Genomic DNA, 22,609 nt, shown 5'->3' on the forward strand with positions numbered 1-22,609 from the left:
TACGCGTTGAAATTCCTCCTTTCATCCTCGCCGGTGCAGCAGCGCCATAGCGATGGCGACTTGGGCCGGTTCGAGCGCGACCTTGGCGTCTTCGATATCCCACAGTGCGTTCTGCAGCACGCGGCCGAGACTCCAGCCGACTGCTCGCCCCCGCTCCAGGCCAAGGACCTCGGTCAGCAGGTCGAAGCGGCGCAGCACCGCGCGAGCCACATCGCCGGTGGCCTCGACCTCCTCCCACCGGTTGTCCAGCGCCGGCAACAACTCGAACCCCGGGTCCCCGGCCAGCGGTTCAGGGTCAATGGCCAGCCAGGGTTCCCGTTCTCCGGCCAGCACGTTGTCATAGTGCAGGTCCCAATGCAGCAGACAGTTGCCAGACTCACCGACCAGCTCAGCCACGGCGGACGCGCAGGTGCGCACCAACCGCTGCTCGCCGGGGTCGCGCAGCGCCGTCACCGCCTGCGGGACCTGGTCGAGCATGGCCGCGGCGACATCGGACAGCCGTCGCAGATCCCTTGGGGCAGGTACCGAGGTCAGGCGGGCCATCAGCTCGCCCAGGATCTGCATGGCCGCATCATCGTCGGCCGCTGAGGACAGAGACCGGGCCGCGTCCAGGCGTTCCAGTAACTGAGTGCCGCTGTTCTCGTGATAGTCCAGCAGGCGCACAATGCCGTTGCCGCCCCACGCCCGCAGCCCGGTGGCGGCGCCGGCGGTCTCCTCCCGGAGCTGCTGGAACTTAAGGACGGCGGGTGTCCCGTCGGCCTGAAGCACAGGCAGGACCAGCGAGGCCATGCCGTACGCGGCCGGGCCGTCGGGCCGCAGCTCCCAGCGGTCCAGGAACTCGCCGCCGAGGCGAGGCAGATCGGCGATCCAAGCGCGCGCCTCGGCGCCGTTCGCACCATAAGACGCGGCGAACAGATCAGGAACGTCGATGGAGGTCGACGTGTTCATGAAAGGCATCTCCTTCGTGGGTCCAGGGTCGATCTGCGACGAACGAAGGAGATCACGGAGGCGCCCGATTACCGGGCAGGCGTCAAAGCATGCCCCTACCCTACCCGGACACGCCACCGCTGATGATCACGCCGCCCACGAGCCGGTAGACGTCAATCTACCCAGGTCAACTACTCCTTAAGGGGGAACTACACCCATCGCCATAAGCGGGTGTGCACACCCGTTGACCGTTTTCCACATCCGCTGAAGGTCCACGATGAGCCTCCCGTCTCCCCCATGAGCCGACTCTGGCGAAGCATTCGGGAAGGCGGTCCCAGGGGAGCGAGGTCCTCCAGGGGGCGGGCCGTAAGCAGCCTCCTCGGCGAGGCGCTTCCCGGTCGCGGTCTTGAGGGCGGCAAGAGAGCTGTCGATCCACGGCTGCGCGTTCTGGTGCCCTGCTCGCGATACTCAACGGCTTGCAGGAGACATTCGAGCTTGTCGGCGTCGCGCCGCCAGGGGATGGCAGACTGTGACCATGCGGCCACCCCGAGCGAGATTTTTCAACACCGCCGGCCCATGCGGCCCCCAGCAGCACTACATGCTGCCCCCCACACAGCGGCTCCCGCAGGCGCGAGAGCTCATCGAGATGGACCGTTACTTCGTGCTGCACGCGCCCCGGCAGACCGGGAAGACGACCGCGCTGCGCACCCTGGCGTCCGAGCTCACCGCCGACGGTGATGTCACCGCCCTGATGTTCTCCTGCGAGCGCGCCAAGTCGGCCGGTGACGACTACGCCGCCGCGGAGTCACTCCTGCTGGATTCCCTCCGCGAGGCCGCCAAGTGGTCGGGATGGCCAGAGGAGCTGCTGCCGCCGGATCCCTGGCCGCAGGTCACGCCGGGCTGCCGGTTCGGTTCGGCGCTGACCGAATGGTGTCACCGCAGCCCGCGCCGGACCGTGCTGTTCCTCGACGAGATCGACGCCCTGCAGGGCAACAGCCTGGTCAGCATCCTCAGCCAGCTCCGCGACGGTCACAACACGCGGCCGGGGGGCCAGCCGTTCCCCGCGTCCGTGGTGCTGTGCGGACTACGCGACCTGCGAGACTACAAGGTCGCCTCAGGCGGCGAACCCGGCCGGTCCAACCCGGCCAGCCCGTTCAACATCGTCGAGTCACTACGCCTGGGCGACTTCACCGCCGACGAAATCGCCGAGCTGTACGACCAACACACGCAGGCCACCGGCCAGGAGTTCACCAAGGACGCGGTGGACCGGGTCTTCGAACTCACACAGGGACAACCGTGGCTGGTCAACGCCCTCGCCTATGAGATCACCATTCAGATGAAAGTGACCAGTGCCATCACCGCCGGGCAGGTGGAAGACGCCAAGGAGCGGCTGATCCGGAAGCGCGCCACCCATCTGGACGCGCTGGTCGCCCGGCTGCGCGAGCCCCGGGTCAAGCGGGTGATCGAGCCCATCCTTGCCGGGGACTTCCCCGACGTCGACCTCACCTTCTCCGACGACCTGTCCTACGTCTGCGATCTGGGCCTGGTCAAGCAGAAACCCCCGCTGGAGGTGGCGAACCCGATCTACCGGGAAGTCATCCTGCGGGTCCTGGGCGACCCGTCGGAACAGTACGTGATGGCCGATCCGCACAGCTTCGTGCTGCCCGACGGCCGTTTCGACCTGCCGCGACTGCTGGAGGAGTTCGTCGTGTTCTGGCGCGAGCACGGCGAGGTACTCATCCGACAGGAGGGCTACCACGAGGCCGCCTGCCAGATCATCCTCATGGCCTTCCTGCACCGCCTGGTCAACGGCGGAGGCCAGCTCGACCGGGAGTACGCCGCAGGCACCAAACGCCTGGATGTACTGGTCCGGTGGCCCTACACCGGCCCCGAAGGCGAACGGCTCACGCAGCGCGAGGCCATGGAGCTCAAGGTCTGGCGAGCGGGCGAGAACGACCCGATGCCCGACGGCCTCATGCAACTCGACCGGTACCTGGACCGCCTCACCCTCACCACCGGCGCGCTGGTGATCTTCAACCGGCGCCCCGAAGCCCCACCATGGAAGGAACGAGGCGCTTTCGAGCAGGCGACCACACCGTCCGGCCGTCTGGTCACCGTTCTGCGGGTGTGACGGGTGCCTTGCCTTCCGGCTCGCACGCGATTTGATCAACCCGCAGCGAGCGTTTGAAGCAGGGTGGTCTTGCCTGACTGCCTCGGCCCATTGACGATCACCACTCTGAAGGCGTCGAGGAATTCCTCGGCATGGCCGGTCACCTGGCGTGAAACCAACTCCGACATGGCAGCTCCCTCCTGCGCCGATCCAGACCAGCGTAGAGCCCAACCGACATTCGATGTCCTGGTCAATCAGTCGCCGTCAAGGACGCGGGTCATCCACTCCAACGTCCCCGTGCGGAGAGCCTCCTCGGCGAGGCGCTTCCCGGTCGCGGTCTTGAGCGCGGCAAGAGAGCTGTCGATCCACGGCTGCATGTTCTGGTGCCCCTGCTCGCGATATTCAACGGCTTGGAGGAGACATTCCAGTTTGTCGGCGTCGCGTGCACAGATTGCTTCGAGGCTGACCTTCTCCTCGTACTCACCGACCGCATCGCTCACCATGCCCAACACGGGCTCCGGCACGCCCCGCATCTGATCGGCCGTGACTTCCTCGTTCGGGGCCGCCCTGAGGTAGCGCTTGCCGATGTACGGGATGTCGGTGATGCGGGTCTCCTGGGTGTCGTGGAACAGGCTCATGAACGCGGCCCGTTCGGGGTTGCCCCCCTCGAGTGCGGCGATCACGCTGGCGATGATCGCCGCACGGAACGAGTGGTCGGCAATGCTCTCCGGGTCACGCACGCCCGCCACGAGCCATCCGGTGCGCTTGTAGCGCTTGAGCAGCCCGATCTCGTACAGCAGGTCCGTCAGCCCAACCAGGTCGTCCGCCATGAAGGCCCCCTTTTCAGCTGTGGTACATCATGCGCAGAGCGTAGACGACGGCTTCAAGCTCCCGTCGTGACTGCGGCGACACGCCGTTCTCGTCGAGAACACGGGCAGCTTGGGCCTTGAGATCGCCTGCGATACCCGGGTCAAGAGCGGAAGGGGCGGAGCATGAACAGCGCCCAGAGCGTGTGGACGACCACATCGACGTATGGGTTGGCGGAGTCCAGCTTGCTCGTCAGGTGACGGCCCAAATGGGTGCCTCGCCAGTCGTCTGGGCTCAGCTCGACCATGAACATATCGCTCACCTGGGGTTCGCTGACCTCGCCCAGCCAGTACGCCCAGTAGTTGAGGTTGGCCACTTCGCAGACGTCATTGGCCAAGCGGGTGCGGATGAAGTGCTGCAAACCCTCGCGATCACCGATTCTGGCAAGGGAGTGGGCCCCGGACCGGATGACCGCCCAAGACGGCGTCCAGTCCCCCACCGTCTTTCCGGTACGCCGTTCTTCGGCGCGCTGCATACTCGCCAGCCAGTCGGCGGTGTCACCTCCATCGTCGAAACCAGCGACGTAGTGGGCCTGGCGACGCAACAGCAGCCCCTTCACGCTCTCGACGTCAGCGCTCTCGGCCGCCGTCTTCAGGCGGTCGAAGAAGTGTGCGCGTTCATCGGGCAGCAGCGACGGTCCGGCTCCAGCCGGGCCCCGACGGCCGATTCCTTTTGCCACAGCTGCGACGGCTGATGGGGCAGTCTTGGTGAACGGCCATGCCACGAGGTCGGTGAATGGGCGCGTGATCACCCAGGTCGCCAGCGGGTGATCGTCAGCCGTGGCGTCACCGGGATTGGCGCTTAGCACGTAGCCGATGAACCGATCCGCTTCCAAGGCGGTGTCCAGTTGAAGAAGCAGACGTGGTTGCGCGCCGAGGCACAAGAGGGAGTGACGCAACCCTAGATAGGTGCCGGTAGAGGTCGCCATCAACGGCCGGCGTCCGGACTCCCATCCCTGGACGGTCGTGATGTCCACGCTCAACCGTTCGGCGAACCGCTCCTGCGTCAACCCTGCCGACTCTCGGATGACCTTGAGCATATGACCGGACACGCGTCCCTCGCGCCCTCGATCGGCATAACCACGACCAGTGGTCAGGGCTCTGGAACCAGGGGGATTCATGAGGTGGTCACCGCCGCCGGTAACTCGTACTTCCGGTCACTTCTATGTCATCAGCGCCGCACCTAGCGTCTTCACCAGCGTACAGCGTAGCCATCGCAGCACCCAGAGTAACTGGACCCTACTGGTGAGAGTAAATGGAATCGCGACTCGGAACGCAGCTCGGCATGGAACACCTCGCCTGTCCTGCATACCCGCCCCTGTGGATCACCTCCGCCGAACAATTGAAGCGCGAGTTGGCAGATCTAAATATCACGGCCGATGTTCACGACGGCTATCGCCTCGCCCTGGTATCTGTCTGGGCCGGGCTGGTGGTGTGGTGCGATGGCGCGTGGTTCTGGTGGCGATCGGGCTGGGACGACCGCCGCAAGCGGGTCGTGTATGCCCGTCATCCCGCGACTGAGCCACCACGGGCCGCACGGCGGGTCGCCTTCCGCTACACCGACCTACGTGAAAAACATCAGTCGTCGGAGGTGACCGCCGATCCCGCATGCGCTGATCCGGGACCACCGGGCAAGGCCGCACCGTGACGGCGCCACCGCGTACGTCAGGGGCTCGGGCTAGGATCGTGGACCTGGTGCACAGTCCCGCTCGAACCCGTGCCTCTGGCGCATAGTTGATCGGCCGCCGAGGAACCGTGGTCAGCATCCTGCGCAACGGAACCTTGGCCCTGCTCGAACTAGACGTTGAGGACGAAGGGCTGACGGGCAGGGTGCGGCGCTGGCCGGTGCACTGGGATGACTTGGTCGTGGACACCATGGAACCTTGTCCAGACGATCCCGCCGACGGCTACCGGCTTGGGTTGCCAGATGTGGGCCGGGAGGCTGTGCAGCATGCCACACTGCTTGGCACGAAGATCAGCTTGTGCGGGAAGTCGGTGTATCCCCTGCCGGTCTGCGGTTGGTCGATGCGGTTCTCACCCACGGCTGCCCGTGCCTGCCCGGCCTGTATCCGCCTGATAAACGCCGATACCCAGTCGGTGAGCCAACCAGCCGAGGGCAAGAAGGAAGACCAGACGACACTGACTGACCGCAGATAGCAGCCCCGTGGCCAATACGCCAGAGTTACCGTTTCCGCATCGGCTGAAGGACCACCATGGGCCTCCAGCCAAGTTTCCGTTTTCCCCATGGCCCAACCTGCCAACTTCTGGCGAAGCGTTCGGGAAGGCAGTCCGAGCGGAGCGAGGGCCTCCAGGGGGCGGGCGGTAGCCCGCCTGGGAGAACGTCCGGAGCGAAGCGGAGGGCCTTGCAGTGCGCGTAAGCGCCAAAGGAAGAACGTCGAGCTTCCAGGGCGCGAAGCGCCGATTGCGAGCCCTTTGTGGAAGGGCGGGCGTCAAACGGCCAACCACCCAAACGGGTAAGGGGTGGGTTGGAGAAGGACGCCCGGAGCGAAGCGGAGGCCCTTTTCGGGGGGTGAGAAAAGGGGACCGTTTAGCTGATCTTGTGGATCCAGCTGTGGGTGTCGGGGCGGGAGCCGTACTGGATTCCCACCAGTTCCTCACGGATCCGCATCGTCACTTCCCCAGGGGTGCCGTCTCCCACCGTCCATGCCCGGTCCGCGCCCTTGACCGAGCCGACCGGTGTGACCACCGCCGCCGTCCCGCAGGCGAACACCTCCGTGAGTTCTCCCGACTCGCAGCCCGCCTGCCACTCGTCCGTCGAGATCAGGCGCTCTGAAGCCTCCAGGCCGAGGTCGGCGGCGAGGGACAGGATGGAGTCGCGGGTGATGCCGGGCAGCAGGGTGCCGGTCAGTGCGGGGGTGACCAGTTTGTCGCCGAAGACGAAGAACAGGTTCATTCCGCCCATCTCCTCGACGTACCGGTGCTCGTGCGCGTCCAGCCACACCACCTGGTCGCAGCCCTGCTCGACGGCCTGCCGCTGGGCGACGAAGGCGGCGGCGTAGTTGCCGCCGCACTTGGCGAAGCCGGTGCCGCCGGGCGCGGCGCGGGTGTACTCGGTGGAGAGCCAGACGGAGACGGGCTGGACGCCGCCGGTGAAGTAGGAGGCTGCCGGGGAGGCGATGACCATGTACCGGTATGAGCGGGACGGGTAGTTGACGCCGAGGCCGACCTGGGTCGCGATGATGAACGGGCGCAGGTAGAGGCTGTGGCCCTCGGCGGTGGGGACCCAGTCCTTGTCGGTCTGGACGAGGAGTTCGAGTGACTCGACGAACGCCTCTTCCGGAAGCGCGGGCATCGCCATGCGCTCGGCCGAGGTGTTGAAGCGGGCGGCGTTGGCGTACGGGCGGAAGGTCACGATCGAGCCGTTGACCTGCCGGTACGCCTTGAGCCCCTCGAACAGCTCCTGCGCGTAGTGGAACACCGAGGTGGCCGGGTCGAGCGAGAGCGGCCCGTACGGCTCGAGGCGGGCGTCGTGCCAGCCCTCGCCCTCGGTGTAGTCGATCGAGATCATGTGGTCGGTGAAGGTCTGCCCGAACCCGGGGTTCGCCAGTACCTGCTCCCGCTCGGCCGCAGTGCGAGCGTGGTCGGATAGCTGCACGTCGAAGCTGAGCTTCTGAGCGATGGTCATGACGGAGGTCCTTCTCTCTACGGTTCTGGACAGACTCTACGGCTCTGGACATTCACTGCTTAGAGCAGCCTGTACTTCCTATTGTCTCGCTATTTGGGATTGCAAGCGGCTAATGGGGTGCTTTAGCCGTTCAGACGCGAAAAAGCGCCTCGCGGTCCTTGTGCGGACCGCCAGGCGCTTGGGGAGCTGGGCGGCCCTAGCTCGATACTCGCGCGGTGATGTCGTCACCGATCTCGTGTGTCGTACGGCCGGCCCAACCGGCCAGGCGCTCGACGATGTCGTCGGCGACGGCCTGCTCGACCCTGGCCGCCTCGGCGGACAGGCCGAGGTGCTCCAGGAGCATGGCGACCGACAGGATCGTCGCGGTCGGGTCGGCCTTGCCCTGCCCGGCGATGTCGGGGGCGCTGCCGTGCACCGGCTCGAACATGCTGGGCGCGGTGCGCTCGGGGTTGATGTTGCCGCTGGCCGCCAGGCCGATGCCGCCGGCGATCGCCGCGCCGAGGTCGGTGATGATGTCGCCGAAGAGGTTGTCGGTGACGATGACGTCGAACCGCTCAGGCTGGCTCACGAAGAACATCGAGGCCGCGTCGATATGGCTGTAGTCGGTGGTGACCTCGGGGTATTCCTCCGCCACGCGGTTGACCGTGCGCTGCCAGAGGTCGCCGGCGTAGGTGAGGACGTTCGTCTTGTGGACGAGCGTCAGCTTCTTGCGCGGGCGGGACTGGGCCTTCTCGAAGGCGTAGCGGACCACGCGCTCGACACCGTAGGCGGTGTTGAGCGACTCCTGGGTCGCGATCTCATGCGGCGTGCCACGGCGCATGACGCCGCCGGTGCCGGCGTAGAGGCCCTCGGTGCCCTCGCGGACGACGACCATGTCGATGTTCTCGGTCGGTGTGTCGGCCAGCCGGGTCTCGACGCCGGGGAAGAGCTTGACCGGGCGCAGGTTGACGTAGTGGTCGAAGGCGAAGCGGAGGCGGAGCAGCAGGTCGCGCTCCAGGATGCCGGGCGGCACGCTGGGGTCGCCCACGGCGCCGAGCAGGATCGCGTCATAGCCGCGCAGCTCTTCGAGCACGGCGTCGGGCAGTGTCTCGCCCGTGCGGTGATAGCGTGCGGCACCCAGGTCGTAGTGGGTGGCCTCGAACTTGGTCCCGACGGCCTCCAGGACCTTCAGCCCTTCAGCGACGACCTCGGCGCCGATGCCGTCTCCGGGGATGACGGCCAGGCGAATATTCCGCGACTCCATGTGCGTACCTTACCCGCTCGTCTCGACTGTCGAGCATCCTATCTCACTTCTTGGACAAGAGAGTCAGCCTCGCCTGGCGTCGAAGATGAGGTCCCAGGCCCTGGTTCTGGCATGGGCCACCGCGCCCAGTAGCACTCCGCTGTCTCCCAGAGCGCTGGCCACCACCACCGGCCGCAGGGGGCCCAGTTCCGCGATCCGGTCCTTTATCGCCGCGCCGAGAAGGTCCAGGTTGCGGCCCACTCCGCCGCTCAGGACGATGACCTCCGGGTCCAGGACCGCCGCCACCGCCACCAGGAGACCGCCGATGCGGCGGCCTTCCGCCTCCACCACCGAGCGGGCCGCCGGGTCGCCGTCCGCCGCCACCGCGAAGACGTCCTTGGCCGTCTCCAGGTCCAGCCCGGCCGCCCTGGCCGCGCGGACCACGCCGGGGGCGGCGGTCACCGTCTCCGTGGCGCCGTGGGCCAGGGCGTCGTCCGTGGGGGGCGAGTCCGTGGGGACGTAGGAGACCTCTCCCGCCGCTCCCCTGGCACCTACATAGAGCTCGCCGTTGATGACGATGCCCATGCCGACGCCCGTACCGATGGAGACCAGGGCGAAGTTGGACTTGCCGCGTCCCTCCCCGTACGTGTGCTCGCCGACCGCCGCCAGGTTGATGTCGTTCTCGATGATCAGCTCGACGTCGAGGGCCGACCGGAGACGACCCGCCAGGTCAGGCGGGCCCGGGAGGTTGGGCGCGAAGTCCAGGCGGCCCTGGGCCGGGTCGTAGACGCCGGGCGAGCCGACCACCGCGCAGGCGATCGCGGACCAGTCCAGCTCCGCCTCCCTGGCCGCGGCGTGGCACAGCTCGCCCACGAGGATCGCCAGCTCGGCCGAGTCGCGGGCGGTGTTGCGCCCGTCGCAGCGGCCCGCGAACGTACCGCGCAGGTCCGCCACGGCGACGCGGATCCAGTCGCGGCCGATATCGATGCCCGCCACGTGGGTGGAGGCCGCGTTCATGTCATAGAGCGAGGTCACCGGGCCGGGACGGCCCGACACCTCGCCGACCAGGTGCACCAGCCCGTCTTCCTCCAGGCCGGCCAGCGCCGCCGAGACCGTCGGCTTCGACAGTCCGGTGACTTTGGCCAGATCGGCCCGTGACGCCGGGCCGTTCGCGTGGAGCTGGTCGAGCAGCCGACGCTCGTTCAGCACCCGCAGCAGCCGCGGATTACCCAGCCCACCCCGCATATTCACCCTCCTCGCGCCAAACTCTAGCCAACTGCCCTGGTAGTAAACTAGCTTTCTTACCAAACAGCGGGGCGCGCCCACCCGAGAGGACGATGTGCGATGGACCGAGCATGGCGACTGATCCCGGCCGCGGCGGTCTTGTTGGCCGCTGCCGCCTGCGGTAACTCTGCCAACACCAACACCGACAAGGGCACCACCGCGAGCGCCGGGGGCGCCGCGAAGACGATCGCCCTCTTCCTGCCCGAATCCAAGACCACGCGATATGAGGCGTTCGACCGGCCGCTGTTCGAGGCGAAGGTCAAGGAGCTCTGCGCCGACTGCAAGATCCTCTACAGCAACGCCGAGCAGGACGCGGCCAAACAGCAGCAACAGGTCGAGGCGGCCCTCACCCAGGGCGCGAACGTCCTGGTGCTCGACGCGGTCGACGCCAACGCGGTAGCCCCGCTGGTCAACCAGGCCAAGCAGAAGAAGATCCCGGTGATCGCCTACGACCGGCTGATCTCCGGCATCGACTACGCGTACTACGTGTCGTTCAACAACGTCCGTGTCGGCGAGATGCAGGGCCAGGCCCTGCTCGACGCGATGAACGCCAAGGGCACGACGGCCAAGGGCCAGATCGTGGAGATCCACGGCGCCCCGACCGACCCCAGCTCGGCCGACTACAAGAAGGGCGCCAAGAGCGTCCTGGACGGCAAGGTCAAGGTCGGCAGGGAGTTCGACACGCCCGACTGGAGCCCCGACAAGGCCCAGCAGCAGATGGAGCAGGCGATCACCGCGATCGGCCGGGACAACATCGTGGGCGTGCTGTCGGCCAACGACGGCATGGCGGGCGGCGCGATCGCCGCCATGAAGCGCGCGGGCTACAAGGAGCTGCCGCCGATCACCGGGCAGGACGCCGAGCTGGCCGCCGTGCAACGCATCCTCACTGGCGAGCAGTACATGACCATATATCTGGACATCAGGGCTGAGGCGGAGAAGTCCGCCGAGCTGGCCGTGGCCGTGGCCAAGGGTGAGCAGCCCGCCGCGACCAGCAAGGTCAACAACGGCACCGTCGACATTCCGGCCTTCCTCCTCGACCCCATCGCCGTCACCGCGGACAAGGTCAAGGGCACGATCGTGAAGGACAAGTTCTACACGGCCGACCAGATCTGCACCGCCGAGGTCAAGGCGGCCTGCGCCAAGGCTGGCATTCAGTAAATGCTCTCCGCGACAGGCATCTCCAAGCGCTACGGCGCGGTCCAGGCCCTCGACGGCGCGAGCCTCAACCTGCGCCCCGGCGAGGTCACCGCCCTCATGGGCGACAACGGCGCCGGCAAGTCCACGCTGGTCAAGACCATCTCGGGGGTGGTCGTCCCCGACGAGGGCACGATCACGGTCGACGGCACACCGGTCAAAATCACCAACCCGCACGACGCGCAGGCGCTCGGCGTCTCGACCGTCTACCAGGATCTCGCGCTCTGCGAGAACCTGGACGTGGTGGCCAACCTGTTCCTCGGAACGGAACGCCGCCGCTGGACGCTCCTGCACCACATAGAGATGGAACGCGCCACCCGCGAGCTGCTCGAACAGCTCGACGTCCGCATCCGGGACATCAGGGTGCCGGTCGCCATGCTGTCGGGCGGTCAGCGCCAGTCCGTGGCGATCGCCAGGGCGCTGATCGGCGAACCGCGCCTGGTCATCCTGGACGAGCCCACCGCCGCGCTCGGCGTGGAGCAGACGGCCCAGGTGCTCGCGCTGATCGGGCGGCTGCGCGAACGCGGGCTCGCGGTCCTGGTCATCTCACACAACCTGGCCGACGTACGGGAGGTGAGCGACCGCGTGGTCGTGCTGCGCCTGGGACGCAACGCCGGTGAGTTCGGTACGGCCGACACCACGCAGGAGGAGATCGTGGCCGCGATCACGGGGGCAGGACGATGACCGACACACTGGCGCGCAAGCCCTACACGCCGAAGGTCGCGGTCGAGCGGCTGCGACAGGGCGACGTCGGCGCGTGGCCGGTCGTCGGCGGGCTGGTGGCGATCGCGATCGTCTTCAGCGCGCTCAACGACCGCTTCCTCGCACCCGAGAACCTGACGAACCTGGCCCTCCAGATGGCCGCGACCGGCACGATCTCACTGGGCATCATCATGGTGCTGCTGCTCGGCGAGATCGACCTGTCGGCGGGCTCGGTCAGCGGCCTCTGCGCGACGATCATGACGATCATGCACGTCAAGCAGGGCTGGAGCGCGCTGGCGGCCATCCTGATCGCGCTGGCAGCTGGGGCCGGGATCGGGCTGATCCACGGGCTGATGTTCACCAAGCTCCGGATGCCGTCGTTCGTGGTCACGTTGGCCGGGCTGATGGGCTGGCTCGGGCTGCTGCTCTTCCTGCTGCGGCAGGGCGGCACGATCAACCTGCCGTTCACCGGGTTCATCTCGAAGCTGAGCGACACCTGGCTGCCGTCCTGGCTGTCGTGGCTGATGGTGGCGGGCCTGGTGCTCGTCTCGGGCGGCGCGGCGCTGCTCACCCGGCGCCTCAGGCTGGCCGCCGGGCTGCCCGTCACTCCTCTGTGGTGGCTGCTGGTCAGGACGGGCGGGCTGGGCGTACTGCTCGTGGCGGGCGTGCTCATCATGTCGGCCGACCGGGGCGTGCCGCTCCTGCTGATCATCTTCGGCGCGCTGGTCGTGGTGTTCGATCTCGTGCTCCGGCATACCGCGTTCGGCAGGCATGTGTACGCCGTGGGGGGCAACGCGGAGGCGGCGAGACGGGCCGGGATCAACGTGACGCGGATCAGGATCCTGGCGTTCATGCTGGCCTCCACGCTGGCGGCGGCCGGGGGCATCCTGGCGGCCAGCCGGCTGTCGGCGGTCAACCAGCAGTCCGGCGGCAGCGACATCCTGCTCATGGCGATCGCCGCGGCGGTCATCGGCGGCACCTCGCTGTTCGGCGGCCGTGGGCGCGCCTATGACGCGCTGCTCGGGGTGCTGGTCATCCAGTCGATCACCAGCGGCATGTACCTGCTGAGCGTCGACTCCTCCGTACGGTTCATGGTCACCGCCGCGGTGCTGGCCCTGGCCGTGGCGATCGACTCGCTGGCCCGCCGGGGGGCCGCCCAGTGAGCCGGGTGCTGGGCATCGACGTGGGTGGCACGAAGGTCGCCGTCGGCGTGTCCAGCTCCGACGGACCGGAGATCGCCGAGCGGATCCGGCTCGACACCGGCGCCGGCACGCTCGAACGGGCGCTCGCGGCGGCCAGGGACCTGGACGGCGCGCCGGCCGCGGTGGGCTTCTCGACGTGCGGCGTCATCCGCGACGGCCGGGTCTTCCTGGCGCCCAACGTGCCCGGCTGGGAAGGGCTGGAGCTGCCCAGGCTTCTACGGGAGGAGTACGGCGCGATCCCGGTGGCGATCGACAACGACGTGAAGGCGGCAGCGGCGGCCGAACTGCGCTGGGGAGCGCTCCGCGGCGTGTCGGCGGGCGTCTACCTGAACCTGGGCACCGGCCTGGCGGCGGCGCTGGTGGTGAACGGCCAGGTGGTCTCCGGGGCGCACGGCGCGGCGGGCGAGATCGGCTACCTGCAGGCCATCCCGGGCGAGCCCGCCTTCGCCGACGGGCACGTACCCCTGGAGGAGCGGGTCTCCGGAGCCGCGCTCGCGGCCCGGGGCACGGCCCTGCTCGGCCGCGAGACCACGGCGGCCGACCTGCTCGCCCTCTTCGCCACCACCGACGCCTCCGACGGCGCACCCGCCGACACCTCTGACGGCGCTCCCGCCGGACCCGATGTGGCGGGGCTGGTGGACGAGGCGCTCGCGCTGCTGGCCATGAGCGTGGCGAACCTGTGCGCGACGTTCGACCCCGAGTGCCTGGTGGTCGGCGGCGGCATGATGGGCGCGGCGGATCTGATCATGCCACGCCTGACGGCCGAGCTGCGCCGGGCCGTACCCTTCCCGCCCGAGGTGCGCCCGGCGCGGTTCACCGACGACGCCCCGCTGCTCGGCGCGCTGGCACTCGCCCACGCCGCTTCACAGTCTTCATGAGTTTGTGAAATAGGTGTAGCTTAAGGAGCATGGCTACCGAGAAGGTGCAGCTGGCCGCCGAGAAGGCCACGCTCCTCGCCACCCTGTACGGCAGGGCACTGGACGCCCGATCACCGCGTCCCATCCTCGACGACCGCCTGGCGGCGGCGACCGTCGCGCGCATCGACCACGACTTCCGCCAGACCGGCATGGACCGCCGCAACGCCGGCTCGGTCGCGCTCAGAGCCCGCTTCCTGGACGGCTGGGCCAGGGAGTTCCTCTCCCGGCATGCCGAAGCGACCGTGCTGCACCTGGGCTGCGGTCTCGACACGCGGGTCTACCGCCTGGCGCCGCCACCGGGCGTCGACTGGTACGACGTGGACTATCCCGACGTCATCGACCTGCGCCGGCGGCTGTATCCGGAGGAGCACAGGACCATCGGCACGTCGGTCACCGACCTCGGCTGGCTGGACCAGGTGCCCGCGGGCAAGCCGGTGCTGGTCGTCGCCGAGGGGTTGTTCTACTACCTCGATCCGCCGGGTGGCCGGGCGCTGGTCAGGGCGATCGTCGACCGGTTCCCCGGCGGCCAGTTCGTCTTCGACGCGGTCAGCCCCTTCGGGCTGCGCCTGCAGGCGATCAACAGACCGCTCAGGAAGGCCGAGGCCACGATGCGCTGGGGCATCGACGGGCCGGACGACCTGCTGTCGATCAGCCCGAAGCTGCGCCTCGTCACCGCCCTGAGCGCTTTCGACCTGCCCGGCTACGGCCGCCTTTCGGCCTCACACCGGATCTCGGCCGGGATCGCCAAGGTCATGCCACGGCTCGGGAGGGCGGCGGTCTTCTACCGGCTGGAGTTCTGAGGGGCGCCGCCGTTGTCCCTGCGGTCCAGGGCGGTCTGCAGAGCCTCGGTCGCCTCGTCCTCGGTCTCGTCGGTGGCGTTCCAGGCATACATCTCGTACATGGGCGTCTCATCTCATTTCGCGGGGCGTCGTGGTGGTGAAGTCGGATCCCGGTCACGAATCCGACCGGGCCTGATCTCGTGGGGTCCGGATCGCGGACCGGACGAAGGGGCTTACCGGCCGACGCAACGCCGCACACCGCGGCGAGTCGTCGACCTGCCCTAACAGGCCCCGCCGCGGCAGGTAAGAAGTACGAGAACCTGGCGCATCTTTCGAAAGAATACCTGGCGGTAGTTTGGCTGTCTCGTTGGACGTCCTACTATCTCGCATCTTGAGACAGAAAAACGGCTGCCGTGAGAGCGGCAGCCGTTTGTCCTGGAACGGGGTGGGTCAGTCCTCCAGGTCGACCGAGCGGCCGCTGTCGGCACCGATCTCGGCGATGATCTGCTCGATCACGTCGGCCGGGATGGCCGAGTCGACCGTCAGCGCGATCAGCGCGTTGCCGCCCTTGGCGTCGCGGGCCACCTGCATCGAGGCGATGTTGACGCCGTGCTCGCCGAGGAGGCGGCCGACGACGCCGACGATGCCGGGCCGGTCGGCGTAGGTGAAGAACGACAGGTGCGCGGTCGGCTCGATCTCCATCTCGTAGCCGTTGACCTCGACGATCTTCGTGATCTGGCGCGGGCCGGACAGCGTGCCCGAGACCGAGACGCGGCGGCCGTCGGCGAGCACACCGCGCACGGTGACCACGTTGCGCCAGTCGGGGCTGTCGGAGCTGGTCACCAGGTTGACGGAGATCCCGCGGTCCTTGGCCAGGAGCGGCGCGTTCACGTACGTGACCGAGTCCTCGACCACGTCGGTGAAGATGCCCTTGAGCGCGGCCAGCTCAAGGACCCGCACATCCTGCGTGGCGATCTCGCCGCGCACCTCGACGTCGAGCTTCGTGGCGACCTCGCCCGCCAGCGCGGTGAAGACGCGGCCCAGCTTCTCGGCCAGCGGCAGGCCCGGCTTGACGTCCTCGGCGACCGCGCCGCCCTGGACGTTGACCGCGTCGGGCACGAACTCGCCGGCGAGGGCGAGCTTGACGCTCCGCGCGACCTGGGTGCCGGCCTTCTCCTGGGCCTCGTGGGTGGAGGCGCCCAGGTGCGGCGTGACGACGACCTGGTCGAGCTCGAACAGCGGGCTGTCGGTGCAGGGCTCCTTGGAGAACACGTCGATGCCGGCACCGGCGACGCGGCCCTCCTTGATCGCCGAGTAGAGCGCGCCCTCGTCCACGATGCCGCCGCGGGCCACGTTGACGATCCGCACCGAAGGCTTGACCTGGTGCAGCTCCTTGTCACCGATGAGCCCGAGCGTCTCCTTGGACTTGGGCAGGTGCACGGTGATGAAGTCGGCCTGCTTGATGACCTCTTCGAGGCTGAGCAGCTTGACGCCCATCTGGTCGGCGCGGGCCGGCGGCAGGTAGGGGTCGTAGGCGATCAGCTCGACGCCGAACGGCTGCAGGCGCTGCGCCACGAGCTGGCCGATCTTGCCGAGGCCGAGGATGCCGACGACCTTCTCGTCGAGCTCGACACCGGTGTACTTGGACCGCTTCCACTCGCCGTTCTTCAGCGCGGCGTGCGCCTGAGCCGTGTTGCGGGCGCTGGCCAGGATGAGCGCGATGGTCTGCTCGGCGGCGCTGGTGATGTTGGAGGTCGGGGCGTTGACCACCATCACACCGGCCTTGGTGGCAGCCTCGACGTCGACGTTGTCGAGACCGACACCGGCCCGGGCGACCACGCGCAGCTTGGGCGCCGCGGCGATGGCCTCGGCGTCGACCTGCGTGGCGGAGCGGACGATGAGCGCGTCCACGTCGGCGAGCGCGGGCAGGAGTTGCGAGCGGTCGGCGCCGTCGGTGTGGCGGACCTCGAAATCGTTGGCGAGTACGGCGAGGCCTGCCTCTGACAGCTCCTCTGCGACCAGTACGACGGGCTTGCTCATGGAAGTGGATCCTTAGGGGCAGGCGGGCGGGTGTTGAGGGACACGTCTCCGGGCCCCTCGGATCGCTCCGAGTCTATCCGCGCTTGTGAATGTGTTCACGAGGGACCCAGGATCTGAGACAGCCGCCGCCATACCCCGCGCCCCGCAAAGTCATCCACACTGCTCTCATCTTTGTCTTGATCGGGGGATTTCTTGGCTATTAGCCTGATAAGCCGTGACCGACTACCTATGGTTCGTCATATGAGCATCGGGAATCCTGCGCTTGCCGACGTGCTCGCCCAGCATGGCAGTCCACATCGCCTGCTGGCGGCGCTCGCTGACGGTGGGGTTCTGGTGGCAGTGCGACCAGACCGTTCAGTCGTCCTGGGTACGACCCAGGCCGGCGACAGAGTGCTGCTCGGATACACGGGCGCGGCTACGTACGCCCGGCACCGTGGCAGTCACTCCCTCTCCGTCTGCGATCCGGACACGATCCTCGATATCCAGCGCGTCACCGGCGTGCGGGAGATCGTGATCGACGCGGCGGGGCCCGCCGCGGCGGCCGTGCCCATCGACGATCTGCAGCGCTTCCTCTCCTCGACACGTTCGGGACCCCATCCAGTGCTGTCGGGAGCCGTCCCCGCCGCGTACGCGACGGGCGCGATGGCCACGGTGTCACGGGGGTCCGCGCTCGCGCAGGTGGCACCGCCTTCGGCGGACGCGCCCGCGCTGCCGTGGATCCCGGCGCCGCGACCGCACCTGTCGGGGCCCATGCAGCAGGTCGACCCCGGCTACCGGCGGTGCACGCACCCGATCCTGCCCGCCCTGCGGCTGGCGATCGGGAACCTGCTGATGGACTACCCGCTCGTGCACCACGTCTGGATCTCCGAGGCGCGCACCGCCTCGGGGGCGCTGGGGATCATGCTGCACGTGAAAGTGCACATGTCAGCCGCCGAGGACGTGGTCCGCGACCTGCACCGCGGGACCCGTGCCCGGCTGCCGCAGTTCGCGGCGAGCGGGGCGCCCATCCTCATGGCCCGGGTGGCGGACTCGCGCAGCGAACGCCGGATGATCGAGATCGGCGCCCACGTGGTCTGCGCGGACGTGGTCGACTAGCGCCACCCGGCACACCCGGACGCGAGCGACCGCGGCCGGCCTCGGGCGGACCGCGGTCGTCGTCGGCTGGGAGACCGGGAGGTACGCCCTCCCGCGGGCCCTACGTCAGACGGCGGGCCAGTACGAGCCGCGTCCTGGCGGACAGCCCGGCCACCAGCGCGGCCAGCAGCGGCAATCCCACCGCGAACGCGACGAGGAACAGCCAGGGGATGGAGATCGTCGTGGGCCCGGGATCGAACCAGTCCGTCCCCTGGACCCCGTTATGGCGGCTCATCGGCCACGACAACGCGATTCCGCCCACAATCCCGGCCACGACACCGACCAGCGCGCCCAGCCCGGCGATGTAACCCGCCTGACCGGCCACCACCAGCCGCCGGATGCGCCGCGGCGCGCCGACTGCCGACATGGTGTTCAGGTCGTGGCGCATGTCGGCCGCGGCGAGCCCGGTGGCTGCGAACGTGCCGCCGAGCACCAGCACCATGGCGACGCCCAGCAGGATCCAGAACACCTGCGTGAACGCGCCTTCCCTGGGGTTCTCGACATAGAGGTCGACCTGGTTCCCGACCACCGAGAGGTACTGCCTCAGGCGGACCTGATCCGCCGGCTGGTGCATGGCGTACAACCGTCGCTCCTTCATCTGCAGTCCGACGGACCGCAGCACGACCGGTGGAACGACCCCGCCGCTGACCCGCTGGTCGGCGGCGCTCGCCAGCACGGCGGGAACTCTCTTGTCGCTGATCACACCCTCGCTATCCATGGTGTTGACCTTCAGGGTGGCCAGGCCGTCCTTGATCAGCGCCGGATCGAACACCACGATCTTGCCCGCGGCCAGGGCCGCGGCGGCCTGCGGATCCTGACGTCCCTGGATGAAGGCGAGCAACCGCGCGTCGCCGACCGGAAGCTCACCTCCGTAATAGGCGTCCTCGCACTGCCCATCGCAGTTGCGGCCGAGGTCGATCCACGCCTGACGGCCCTGGGAGTCCACCGGACTCGAAGCTGGAAGCAGCTGGGTCTTCGGCAGCTCGCGCTCGGCCGCCGTCCGCAGCCTGGTCCAGCCGCTGTCGTCCAGCTTGACGGCTTCGATCTTGATACTGCCCGTCGGGGCGTAGGGATGGTAGGCGGCGTCGTAGGCCGCGTCGGAGCTGGCGAGTCCGATGCCGAACGCGACCGCCGCCGTGGTGGCCGCCATGACGGCGGCCGTCGCGGAGGCCGTACGGGACCGGTGGCGCGAGGCGTCGCGGACCGACAGGCGCAGCGGGAGCGGCAGCCTGGCGGCGAACCGGCTCGTCCGGCGCACCAGCCACGGCATCAACGCGACCAGCCCCAGCACGACCAGCCCCAGGGCCGCGACGAGCGGCAACTCGTCGCCGCGCGTGCTCAGCCTGACCAGGACCAGCCAGACGAGGACCAGCCCGGCCACCACGAGCAGAAGACCGAGCACCGGACGGCCCGCGCGGTCACGGAGCTCGCCTTCACGGCCCGCCAGCACCTGGGCAGGGCTCTGCCGTGCGGCCTGCACGGCGGGCACCAGGGCGGCGATCAGCCCGCTGACCACGCCGAGCACGGCAACGCCCGCGACACTCGCCCATGGCACCTCCAACGGACCGAGCGACCTGAACAGGTGCCCGGCCAACGGCACCGCCGCGAAAGCGCCTCCGACGCCGAGAACCGTCCCGGCCAGCGCCGCCGCGCCGCCGAGCACCAGCCCGTCGGCGAGCACGATGGCCCGCAGATGCGCCCCCGAGCCGCCCTGCGCCGCGATCACGGCCAGCTCCCGGCGCCGCCGCCGCAGTCCCACGGCGAACGCGGGTCCGGCCAGCAGCACCGTCTCCATGACGATGAAGACGACGGCGAGCGCGATCGCGATCAGCTGGTCCCCGTTCGGGGCGGCTCGGGAGACCCCGGCGGGCGGATTCTCGATGACGGCTCTCGACTGGACCTGCAGCCCGTGGGCGTTCAGCGCCCGCACCCGCGACCAGTCGAACGGCGCGGCGGTGTCGGCGAGCCAGCCAGTGCCGTTGCCGTCTTTCTTGTCCGCCAGGAGCGCGCCTTGGAGTCCGACGAACTCCGGTACACCCGGCCGGTTCGGAAACTCGATCTCGCCGACCACACGCACCCGCTTGTTCGTCCGGATCACCGCGACTGTGTCGCCGACCTTGACTCCCAGCTCCACAACCGCAGGTGTCACCACAGCCTCGCCGGGAGCGGCCGGGAGCCTGCCCTCCGTCAGGCGCCGCATCCCCCGCGTCATCGGGTCCCGCAGGTCCACCTCACTGGCGTCCGCTATCTGGTAGCCGTCCTTGCCCACGAACAGCACGGTGCCCTCGTCGCACGGGATGAGCCGGCCGTCGACCAGTGCGGCCACCCTTGCGGTCGTCCACGGCGGGGCATTGAACGGCTTTCCATCGCCAGACCAGCCCCCGCCCGGGCCTTCCTGCTTGATCCAGCGCTGGCCCGTCGTGGAGATCCGCGCGTCCGCGACGCCCAGCTCGGCGGTCAGCCCCTCCCGCATGTCCACGTCGAGCGTGGCGGCGCCCGTGAGCACGCCCGTGATGAGCAGCACCGGCAGGCCGATCATCACCATGATCAGCGCCGTCCGCCCCTTGAACCGCAGCGCGTCCCTGCGGGAGATCCGCAGCGCGGCGGCGAACGCGCTCATCGGGCGCTCTCCAGCGGCACGGCCGTCGAGTCGGCGATCTCCCCGTCGCGCAGGAACACCACGCGGTCGGCCCACCCGGCGTAGCGGGGCTCGTGGGTGACCAGCAGCACCGCCGCGCCCTCGTCACAGCGCTCGCGCAGCAGCCGCAGGATCCCGTCGCCGCTCGCCGTGTCCAGCGCGCCCGTCGGCTCGTCGGCCAGCACCAGGCGCCGCTCGCCGACCAGCGCCCTGGCGATCGCCACGCGCTGCCGCTGCCCGCCGGACAGCTCCTGGGGAAAGCGGTCGGCCATGTGGTCCACCCCCACCGAGGCCAGTACGGCCAGCGCCTCCTCACGGGCCTGCCGGGAGCGGACGCCGTCGAGCTCTCTCGGTAACATCACGTTCTCGGCGGCCGTGAGCGACGGGATCAGGTTCAGGTCCTGGAAGACGTACCCGACACTGCCGCGCCGCAGCGCCGCCAGGTCCGTCACGGTGGCCAGGTCCGTGCCCTCGATCGTCACGCTGCCCGAGGTCGGCCGGTCGAGGCCGCCCGCGAGGTTGAGCAGGGTCGACTTGCCGGAGCCTGACGGGCCCATGACGGCGACCAACTCACCGCTGGAGACCTCGAGGCTCACTCCCCTGAGCGCGTGCACTTGGCCGTGCACGCGCGTCACCTCATCCAGCCTCATCACAGTCATGCGCTTTTCTCCTTGAGAACGGCCTCGCAGTGGTCCAGCCAGCGCTGTTCCGCCTCGGCCTGAAAGATCAATGAATCGAGGACGAGCCGCTGCCCGAGCCCCTCGGTGTTCGCCCGTTTCGCCCTGGTCAGCTCCTGCAGCGCACGCATGGTGGCGGTGCGCTGGGCCAGGATCACCGCCGAGACGTCGACGTCCCCTGCGGCGACGGCCATGGCGAGCTTGATGACCAGTTCGTCCCGAGGCCGGTCGGTCTGGTCGACGGGGGTGCTGAACCATCGCTCCAGCTCGGCCCGACCGGCCTCGGTGACCGTGTAGACGGCCCTCCCCTGTTCGTCGGCCCCGCCGGGCTCGACGAGGCCGTCACGTTCCATCCGGGAGAGCGTCGTGTAGACCTGGCCGATGTTGAGCGGCCAGGTCGCCCCCGTCGACGCCTCGAATTCCACCCGGAGTTGGTAGCCGTAACGCGGCCCCCTGCTCAGCAACGCGAGCAGTCCGTGTCTGATCGACATGGATACTGAGTATGCATACTGAGTATGCTCAACGCAAGAGATCCGCATATTCTGGACAGGGGACGCGGTTCAGGCCGATACTCAGGGCATGAGCTCGACGCATCCACCGTTCCGCGCGTCCGACGGGGAACGCGATCGCGCGATCGACGAGCTCCGCGACCGTGCCGTCGAAGGGCGGATCTCCCACGACACCTTCGTCGGCCGGGTGGATCAAGCGCTGCGCGCGCGCAACCGGCACGAGCTCGACGACCTGGTCGCCGACCTGCCCCGCCGCCGGACGTTCCGCCAGCGGCTGACCGACGCGGTGTCGAGCGCCTCCGACTTCACCACCCGCCTCCAGGCGGCCTGGCGCAAGCCGCGCCTGCCCCGGCTGGCCCTGCCCGACGACCACCGCGTCCGTTACGTGGTCGGCCGCGGGTCGGCCTGCGACCTGGTGCTGTCCGACCTGACGGTCTCACGGGTGCACGCCGAGCTGCGGCGCGAGGACGACGGCGGATGGATGCTGGTCGATCTGGGCTCGCTCAACGGCACGCGGCTGAACGGCTGGCGGCTGGTGGGGCCCGCCAAGATCAAGTCGGGTGACGAGATCTCCTTCGGCGACTGCGGCTTCCTGGTGAACGCGGGCCAGCTCACGTAAGCGCGCCGTCTTTTCGTGAGCGGGGCCGCCTGCCAGGCTGACCGTGGGCGGCGCCCGCCGTACAGCTGACCCGAAATATACGGATATTTGCGGATTACAGGGTGCGTGCGCTGCCCCATGATCCCAGGCGAGACCCCCAGTCC

At 68.7% G+C, this 22,609-nt stretch carries 21 protein-coding genes and 1 pseudogene; 10 read left to right on the forward strand and 12 right to left on the reverse strand.

The window, feature by feature from the left end:
• Positions 1-21: 21 nt before the first annotated feature.
• Complete coding sequence (locus AB0B91_RS23730) at positions 22-948, reverse strand: aminoglycoside phosphotransferase family protein (RefSeq protein WP_358323224.1); 927 nt, start codon at positions 946-948, stop codon at positions 22-24.
• Between the two features lie 351 nt (positions 949-1,299).
• Positions 1,300-1,436, reverse strand: a pseudogene (locus AB0B91_RS23735) (HAD family hydrolase); the annotation flags it as partial.
• Positions 1,437-1,525: 89 nt separating this feature from the next.
• On the opposite strand from AB0B91_RS23735, the gene AB0B91_RS23740 reads away from it, so the two are divergent.
• A complete protein-coding gene (locus tag AB0B91_RS23740) occupies positions 1,526-3,058 on the forward strand; it encodes an AAA family ATPase (protein WP_358323227.1) in 1,533 nt (510 codons plus the stop codon).
• Positions 3,059-3,093: 35 nt separating this feature from the next.
• Here AB0B91_RS23740 and AB0B91_RS23745 read toward each other — a convergent pair whose 3' ends face one another.
• The 3 genes from AB0B91_RS23745 to AB0B91_RS23755 all read right to left on the reverse strand — a co-directional run bounded on the left by AB0B91_RS23745 (position 3,094) and on the right by AB0B91_RS23755 (position 4,943).
• Positions 3,094-3,225 carry a hypothetical protein gene (locus tag AB0B91_RS23745; protein ID WP_358323229.1) on the reverse strand — a complete coding sequence of 44 codons (132 nt, stop codon included), beginning with the start codon at positions 3,223-3,225 and terminating at the stop codon, positions 3,094-3,096.
• Between the two features lie 66 nt (positions 3,226-3,291).
• Entirely contained in the window at positions 3,292-3,867 is a 576-nt protein-coding gene (locus tag AB0B91_RS23750) for an HD domain-containing protein (RefSeq protein ID WP_358323232.1), read from the reverse strand.
• A 140-nt stretch (positions 3,868-4,007) separates the two neighbouring features.
• On the reverse strand, positions 4,008-4,943 hold the full coding sequence (locus AB0B91_RS23755; RefSeq protein ID WP_358323234.1) for a helix-turn-helix transcriptional regulator: 936 nt from the start codon (positions 4,941-4,943) through the stop codon (positions 4,008-4,010).
• Positions 4,944-5,158: 215 nt separating this feature from the next.
• Here AB0B91_RS23755 and AB0B91_RS23760 point away from each other — a divergent pair, with 215 nt between their 5' ends.
• Together AB0B91_RS23760 and AB0B91_RS23765 are read left to right on the forward strand one after the other, a co-directional pair.
• Positions 5,159-5,551 carry a hypothetical protein gene (locus tag AB0B91_RS23760; RefSeq protein ID WP_358323236.1) on the forward strand — a complete coding sequence of 131 codons (393 nt, stop codon included), beginning with the start codon at positions 5,159-5,161 and terminating at the stop codon, positions 5,549-5,551.
• A 107-nt stretch (positions 5,552-5,658) separates the two neighbouring features.
• Positions 5,659-6,060, forward strand: coding sequence for a hypothetical protein (locus AB0B91_RS23765; RefSeq protein ID WP_358323238.1), 402 nt, complete (start codon positions 5,659-5,661; stop codon positions 6,058-6,060).
• 391 nt (positions 6,061-6,451) lie between these two features.
• Here the strand turns inward: AB0B91_RS23765 and AB0B91_RS23770 are convergent, their stop codons facing one another.
• The 3 genes from AB0B91_RS23770 to AB0B91_RS23780 form a co-directional block, all read right to left on the reverse strand.
• A complete protein-coding gene (locus AB0B91_RS23770; protein WP_358323241.1) occupies positions 6,452-7,549 on the reverse strand; it encodes a branched-chain amino acid aminotransferase in 1,098 nt (365 codons plus the stop codon).
• 196 nt (positions 7,550-7,745) lie between these two features.
• On the reverse strand, positions 7,746-8,792 hold the full coding sequence (locus AB0B91_RS23775) for a 3-isopropylmalate dehydrogenase (RefSeq protein WP_358323243.1): 1,047 nt from the start codon (positions 8,790-8,792) through the stop codon (positions 7,746-7,748).
• Positions 8,793-8,855: 63 nt separating this feature from the next.
• The gene (locus AB0B91_RS23780; RefSeq protein ID WP_358323246.1) at positions 8,856-10,016 is read right to left on the reverse strand and encodes an ROK family transcriptional regulator; all 1,161 of its coding nucleotides are present in this window, start codon (positions 10,014-10,016) and stop codon (positions 8,856-8,858) included.
• Between the two features lie 99 nt (positions 10,017-10,115).
• Between AB0B91_RS23780 and AB0B91_RS23785 the strand changes: the two genes are divergently transcribed.
• Genes AB0B91_RS23785 through AB0B91_RS23805 form a run of 5 tightly spaced genes read left to right on the forward strand, consistent with a single transcriptional unit; the run spans position 10,116 to position 14,870 of the window.
• A complete protein-coding gene (locus AB0B91_RS23785) occupies positions 10,116-11,213 on the forward strand; it encodes a sugar ABC transporter substrate-binding protein (RefSeq protein WP_358323249.1) in 1,098 nt (365 codons plus the stop codon).
• Positions 11,214-11,933 (forward strand): ATP-binding cassette domain-containing protein, encoded by a 720-nt coding sequence (locus AB0B91_RS23790; protein WP_358323252.1) that lies wholly within the window; start codon positions 11,214-11,216, stop codon positions 11,931-11,933.
• Entirely contained in the window at positions 11,930-13,114 is a 1,185-nt protein-coding gene (locus AB0B91_RS23795; RefSeq protein WP_358323255.1) for a sugar ABC transporter permease, read from the forward strand. Before AB0B91_RS23790 ends, AB0B91_RS23795 begins: the two co-directional genes overlap by 4 nt.
• The gene (locus AB0B91_RS23800; protein WP_358323258.1) at positions 13,111-14,031 is read left to right on the forward strand and encodes an ROK family protein; all 921 of its coding nucleotides are present in this window, start codon (positions 13,111-13,113) and stop codon (positions 14,029-14,031) included. Before AB0B91_RS23795 ends, AB0B91_RS23800 begins: the two co-directional genes overlap by 4 nt.
• Before the next feature lie 29 nt (positions 14,032-14,060).
• Positions 14,061-14,870, forward strand: coding sequence for a class I SAM-dependent methyltransferase (locus AB0B91_RS23805; protein ID WP_358323260.1), 810 nt, complete (start codon positions 14,061-14,063; stop codon positions 14,868-14,870).
• 429 nt (positions 14,871-15,299) lie between these two features.
• Here the strand turns inward: AB0B91_RS23805 and serA are convergent, their stop codons facing one another.
• On the reverse strand, positions 15,300-16,889 hold the full coding sequence (gene serA, locus AB0B91_RS23810) for a phosphoglycerate dehydrogenase (protein ID WP_358323263.1): 1,590 nt from the start codon (positions 16,887-16,889) through the stop codon (positions 15,300-15,302).
• A gap of 240 nt (positions 16,890-17,129) precedes the next feature.
• On the opposite strand from serA, the gene AB0B91_RS23815 reads away from it, so the two are divergent.
• On the forward strand, positions 17,130-17,984 hold the full coding sequence (locus AB0B91_RS23815) for a hypothetical protein (protein WP_358323266.1): 855 nt from the start codon (positions 17,130-17,132) through the stop codon (positions 17,982-17,984).
• Between the two features lie 100 nt (positions 17,985-18,084).
• On the opposite strand, the gene AB0B91_RS23820 is transcribed toward AB0B91_RS23815, so the two are convergent.
• From AB0B91_RS23820 to AB0B91_RS23830, 3 genes are read right to left on the reverse strand one after another with little or no spacing between them, the layout of a single operon-like run.
• On the reverse strand, positions 18,085-20,643 hold the full coding sequence (locus tag AB0B91_RS23820; protein ID WP_358323269.1) for an FtsX-like permease family protein: 2,559 nt from the start codon (positions 20,641-20,643) through the stop codon (positions 18,085-18,087).
• Positions 20,640-21,320, reverse strand: a complete 681-nt coding sequence (locus AB0B91_RS23825; protein ID WP_358323272.1) for an ABC transporter ATP-binding protein — start codon at positions 21,318-21,320, stop codon at positions 20,640-20,642. Before AB0B91_RS23825 ends, AB0B91_RS23820 begins: the two co-directional genes overlap by 4 nt.
• Entirely contained in the window at positions 21,317-21,829 is a 513-nt protein-coding gene (locus AB0B91_RS23830) for a PadR family transcriptional regulator (RefSeq protein ID WP_358323275.1), read from the reverse strand. Before AB0B91_RS23830 ends, AB0B91_RS23825 begins: the two co-directional genes overlap by 4 nt.
• 88 nt (positions 21,830-21,917) lie before the next feature.
• On the opposite strand from AB0B91_RS23830, the gene AB0B91_RS23835 reads away from it, so the two are divergent.
• Positions 21,918-22,466, forward strand: a complete 549-nt coding sequence (locus tag AB0B91_RS23835) for a DUF1707 and FHA domain-containing protein (protein WP_219531613.1) — start codon at positions 21,918-21,920, stop codon at positions 22,464-22,466.
• The last annotated feature ends 143 nt before the right edge of the window (positions 22,467-22,609 follow it).

Source organism: Nonomuraea sp. NPDC049141 (assembly GCF_040648415.1).
GTDB lineage: Bacteria > Actinomycetota > Actinomycetes > Streptosporangiales > Streptosporangiaceae > Nonomuraea.

Bases quoted from the DNA above. Each gene is read 5' to 3' on its own strand.
- AB0B91_RS23730 (WP_358323224.1), bottom strand. From the start codon at position 948: ATGAACACGTCGACCTCCATCGACGTTCCTGATCTGTTCGCCGCGTCT.
- AB0B91_RS23740 (WP_358323227.1), top strand. From the start codon at position 1,526: ATGCTGCCCCCCACACAGCGGCTCCCGCAGGCGCGAGAGCTCATCGAG.
- AB0B91_RS23745 (WP_358323229.1), bottom strand. From the start codon at position 3,225: ATGTCGGAGTTGGTTTCACGCCAGGTGACCGGCCATGCCGAGGAATTC.
- AB0B91_RS23750 (WP_358323232.1), bottom strand. From the start codon at position 3,867: ATGGCGGACGACCTGGTTGGGCTGACGGACCTGCTGTACGAGATCGGG.
- AB0B91_RS23755 (WP_358323234.1), bottom strand. From the start codon at position 4,943: ATGCTCAAGGTCATCCGAGAGTCGGCAGGGTTGACGCAGGAGCGGTTC.
- AB0B91_RS23760 (WP_358323236.1), top strand. From the start codon at position 5,159: ATGGAATCGCGACTCGGAACGCAGCTCGGCATGGAACACCTCGCCTGT.
- AB0B91_RS23770 (WP_358323241.1), bottom strand. From the start codon at position 7,549: ATGACCATCGCTCAGAAGCTCAGCTTCGACGTGCAGCTATCCGACCAC.
- AB0B91_RS23775 (WP_358323243.1), bottom strand. From the start codon at position 8,792: ATGGAGTCGCGGAATATTCGCCTGGCCGTCATCCCCGGAGACGGCATC.
- AB0B91_RS23780 (WP_358323246.1), bottom strand. From the start codon at position 10,016: ATGCGGGGTGGGCTGGGTAATCCGCGGCTGCTGCGGGTGCTGAACGAG.
- AB0B91_RS23785 (WP_358323249.1), top strand. From the start codon at position 10,116: ATGGACCGAGCATGGCGACTGATCCCGGCCGCGGCGGTCTTGTTGGCC.
- AB0B91_RS23790 (WP_358323252.1), top strand. From the start codon at position 11,214: ATGCTCTCCGCGACAGGCATCTCCAAGCGCTACGGCGCGGTCCAGGCC.
- AB0B91_RS23795 (WP_358323255.1), top strand. From the start codon at position 11,930: ATGACCGACACACTGGCGCGCAAGCCCTACACGCCGAAGGTCGCGGTC.
- AB0B91_RS23805 (WP_358323260.1), top strand. From the start codon at position 14,061: ATGGCTACCGAGAAGGTGCAGCTGGCCGCCGAGAAGGCCACGCTCCTC.
- serA (WP_358323263.1), bottom strand. From the start codon at position 16,889: ATGAGCAAGCCCGTCGTACTGGTCGCAGAGGAGCTGTCAGAGGCAGGC.
- AB0B91_RS23815 (WP_358323266.1), top strand. From the start codon at position 17,130: ATGAGCATCGGGAATCCTGCGCTTGCCGACGTGCTCGCCCAGCATGGC.
- AB0B91_RS23820 (WP_358323269.1), bottom strand. From the start codon at position 20,643: ATGAGCGCGTTCGCCGCCGCGCTGCGGATCTCCCGCAGGGACGCGCTG.
- AB0B91_RS23825 (WP_358323272.1), bottom strand. From the start codon at position 21,320: ATGACTGTGATGAGGCTGGATGAGGTGACGCGCGTGCACGGCCAAGTG.
- AB0B91_RS23830 (WP_358323275.1), bottom strand. From the start codon at position 21,829: ATGTCGATCAGACACGGACTGCTCGCGTTGCTGAGCAGGGGGCCGCGT.
- AB0B91_RS23835 (WP_219531613.1), top strand. From the start codon at position 21,918: ATGAGCTCGACGCATCCACCGTTCCGCGCGTCCGACGGGGAACGCGAT.